Here is a 3,680-nt window from a genome sequence, read left to right as displayed (position 1 = left end):
AGGCGAGCGTCGGCCCGCGCCACGCCCTCGACCGGTGGTTCGACGCGTCCGGCTTGCCCCTGCGCGCCGTCTCCGGGCTGACCGCGGACACGCTGGAGATCCGCCGGACCTTCGACGCGCGGCCCAGCGTGACCCTGGTGGTGCCGACCAACCAGAGCCGCCCGAAGGACGATCAGGGTCGCGTCGTGGAGGGCGCCAAGCCGCATGTGATCAACCTGCTCGACAGCCTCGGCCGCAGCACCTACCCGGCCGACAGGATCCGCGTGCTGATCGGCGACGACGTGGCCGACGACGCGATCTATCGCGGGCGCTCCGACCGGTTCGCCGTGACCCGCCTGCTGACCACCCGGGCTCCGGGGGAGCGGTTCAACTACGCGGCCAAGATGAACACGCTCTGGCGCGCGGCCGAGACGGATCTCGTCATCCTGATGAACGACGATCTCGTCGTGCGCCGGCCCGGCTGGATCGAGGCGCTCCTGGCCTTCGCGCTGGACCGCGGCGTCGGCGGGGTCGGCGGCCGGCTGCTGTTTCCCACGGGCAAGATCCAGCATGCCGGTATGACCGGCGGCATCTTCGACGTGTTCGCCCACCCCTGGTACAACCGGGACGCGGCCGAGCCGACCTACGGCGACTGGGCCCTGACGCAGCGCGACTGCTCGGCGGTGACCGGCGCGCTCTTCGCCACCCGCAAGGCGGTGCTGGAGGCCGTGAACGGCTTCGACGAGGCCTTCGCCCTCGACTTCAACGACGTCGACCTGTGCCTGAAGATGCGGCAGCTCGGCTACCGCATCGTCTACACGCCGTTCGCCGAGATGGCGCATCACGAGAGCGCCTCGCGGCAGACCAGCTTCGCGCCAGGCTCGCAGATCGCGCGCTTCCTGCGCCGCTGGGGCGACGTCATCGCGGAGGATCCGGCCTACAGCCCGCAACTGCGCATCGACACCGATGTCGTCGCCCCGCGGGCCGACGCGACGCGCTGGATCACGGAGCGCCGGGCCGACGCGGCCTGAGCCGGATCGCACGGGCGGCCCGGGCCGCGTCCGCTCCGGCGCGGGCGCATTAAGGACGACCCAAGAAGATCTTGGGGTTGTGCTGGAACAGGGTCGCCCGAGCCGCTACCCCTGCGTGGGCAATGCGCGGATAGTCTTGTCTTCGCCTGAAAGCGGGCCGCGCGCCGAGGTGCGGAGCTGAACGTGAAGAAGTTTCTCGTCGCCGCCGCCATCCTGCCGGTTCTGGTCGGCGCCGGCGCCTTCGCCGAGATCCGGCTGCACGAGCAGGGGCGTCCCGTCGCCAGCACGGCGATCCGGCCCGGCGGGGCCGCCTTTGCCCCGGCGCCGATCCCAGCGCACTGGGTCGTCGCGGGCGATCCGGTCACCGAGGTCGCGGAAGTCGCGCAGACCCATGACGGGAGCGCGCAGGTCTACCTGTGGCGCACCACGGCCAGCACGTTCCGCTGGACCCACCACGCCGACGAGATCGTCACCATCCTCGACGGCGAGGTCTTCATCACCGACGCGGATGGCCGGCGCCATCACCTGACGCCGGGCGACGTGGCGCATTTCCCCGTGGGATCCGTCCAGCTCTGGGAGGTGCCCCGGACGCTGCTGAAATCGGCCATCCTCAAGCATCGCAGCCCGACCCTGATCGAGGCGTCCCTGCGCTGGCTGCGCCGGGCCCGCGCCCTCGTCACCGGCTGAGATCAAGGCGCGGCCCGCCGGTGCGTCCCGACGCGCGGCGCTGCGCGGGCGCCGTCGAGGGTGGATTCCGCAAGCGGGTGATACGGCTTGCTAAAACATGGCGCGGCATCATCCGGTTTCCGATGCCGCGAACCGATCTCATGGCCCGACACCGCGACACGCAGCTCGACGCCGCGCGCGGCCTCGCCGTGCTGCTGGTCCTCTTCGGCCACCTCCTGCAGCCCGTCTTCTACGGCCCGTCGGGGCCCAGCCCGGGGCCCGCCCTCGCGGTCTGGCGGGTCATCTACGCCTTCCACATGCCGTTCTTCTTCCTGCTCTGCGGGATGGTCGACCGGGTCAGGGGGGATGAGGATATCGCCGCGGCGAGCCTCTCCGCCCTGAAGCTCGTCCTCACGGCGCTGGCGTTCAGCACCCTCGCGCTGATCCCGCCGCTTCTCGACGGCACCGTTTCGCCGGGGAGCGCACTCCTCGACATGCTGCGCGCCCGTGACCTCAGCCTGAGCGTGCTCTGGTTCCTGGTCGCCCTGGGGCTGGTGCGGGTGGTCTACGCCGCCGCGCTCGCCCTGGCCTTTCCCCATGCCTATTGGGTCGTTCTGGGCGGCGCCCTGGCCGTGTCCTGGATCTGCAGCGCGCAGGCCTTCCCGTTCTGGCAGATCCACGCGCTCCTCGGCGCCCTGCCGTTCTACGTCGCGGGCCGGCGGCTCGGCCGGCGCGCGCTCGACGCGTCCGCGCTGCTCGGCGTCTGCGGTCTGGCCGTGCTCCTCCTCTGCGCGCCGCGGAACTTCGTCCATGTCGCGACGGGGCAGTACGGCAACCCGGCGCTCTTCGCGGTCACGGCCGTGGGGGGCTGCGGGTTCATGCTAGCGGTCGCGGGCCGGCTGCGCGGTCCGCCGCGCGCGGTGGCGGCCTTCCTGGGGCGGACGAGCTTCGATCTCTACATCGTCAGCGGCGCCTTCCTGCTCCTGGCGCCGTATCGTCCGGACTGGGACAGGTGGGGTCTTCTGGTGCTGCTGGCCGCCGTCGGTCTGCCGCTGCACCTGCTGGTAGCCCTGTCGCTGCGAGGGCCGATCCGGGCCGTCCGCAGGGGCGCCGAGGGCGTGGTCGACGGGCTGGCCGGCCGATGGCGCCTGCGGGCTCGGATCGACGCGCCCGGGTCGACGCGGCGAAGCCGGGCTTTTCCGATGCGGATCCTTAAGACTTGTGCGGGACCATCCCCGGCCAGTCCGGCCTCAAGACCTTCGATGACAGCGCCACACGCGATCGGCCCCGATGTTCGCTGAGCGTTCCCGAGGCCGCGTCGGCAGCTGGCCTCTGATCGCCGCCATGCTGGTCGCGACCGGCGTCTGGATGGCGATCGCCGGGCTGCGCTTCGCCTGGGACAGCGCGCTCGTCACGCTCGGCGCCTGCCTGGGCCTCGAAGCCCTGGCGCTGATCTATCGCACGCGCCGTCCCGAACCGCGCATCGCGGCCACGCTCGACGGCCTGGCGCAGGTCATCGCCTTCAGCGCCTGCGCGGCCGCCCTGTCCTACGCCGTGGCGAGCACCGGCGGGCCGCTCTGGGACGCGACCTTTTACGCCTGGGACCAGCGGCTCGGTCTGGACTGGCGCGCCTACCTGGCCTTCGTGGACGGCCATCCGCGGCTCGGGCTGGTGCTCTCGCTCGCCTATCGCAGCCTGATCCTGCAGACCATGCTGGCGGTCATCCTGCTGGGCTTCAGCGGCCGGTTGCGGGCCCTGCAGGACTTCGTCCTCGCCTTCGCCATCGCCGGGACCGTGACGGTCCTCATCTCGGCGCTGACGCCAGCTATGGCGAACTTCGAGTTCCTGGGACTGTCTCCGGCAGACTTCCCCCAGCTGGAGCCGGCCGCGGCCGACGTCCATGTCGCGGATCTGACCGGCCTGCGCGACGGCACGCTCCGGACGATCTCCCTCGATCGTGTCGAGGGCATCATCACGTTTCCGAGCTTCCCCGCGGCTTTGGGC

The 3,680-nt window shown here is 71.5% G+C and carries 4 protein-coding genes; all 4 read left to right on the top strand.

Going from position 1 to position 3,680, the window contains the following annotated elements:
* Positions 1-1,010 (top strand): glycosyltransferase (locus I53_RS10175; protein ID WP_043349990.1); only part of this gene is annotated, 1,010 nt, incomplete at its 5' end.
* A gap of 183 nt (positions 1,011-1,193) precedes the next feature.
* On the top strand, positions 1,194-1,697 hold the full coding sequence (locus tag I53_RS10170; protein WP_043349987.1) for a cupin domain-containing protein: 504 nt from the start codon (positions 1,194-1,196) through the stop codon (positions 1,695-1,697).
* A 140-nt stretch (positions 1,698-1,837) separates the two neighbouring features.
* Positions 1,838-2,977, top strand: a complete 1,140-nt coding sequence (locus I53_RS10165; protein ID WP_083936022.1) for an acyltransferase family protein — start codon at positions 1,838-1,840, stop codon at positions 2,975-2,977.
* A 43-nt stretch (positions 2,978-3,020) separates the two neighbouring features.
* A partial coding sequence (locus I53_RS10160; protein ID WP_251982280.1) for a phosphatase PAP2 family protein occupies positions 3,021-3,680 on the top strand: 660 nt, incomplete at its 3' end.

Source organism: Methylobacterium sp. B1, from assembly GCF_000333255.1.
Lineage (GTDB): Bacteria > Pseudomonadota > Alphaproteobacteria > Rhizobiales > Beijerinckiaceae > Methylobacterium > Methylobacterium fujisawaense.
This window is presented reverse-complemented; position numbering and strand designations above follow the sequence as displayed.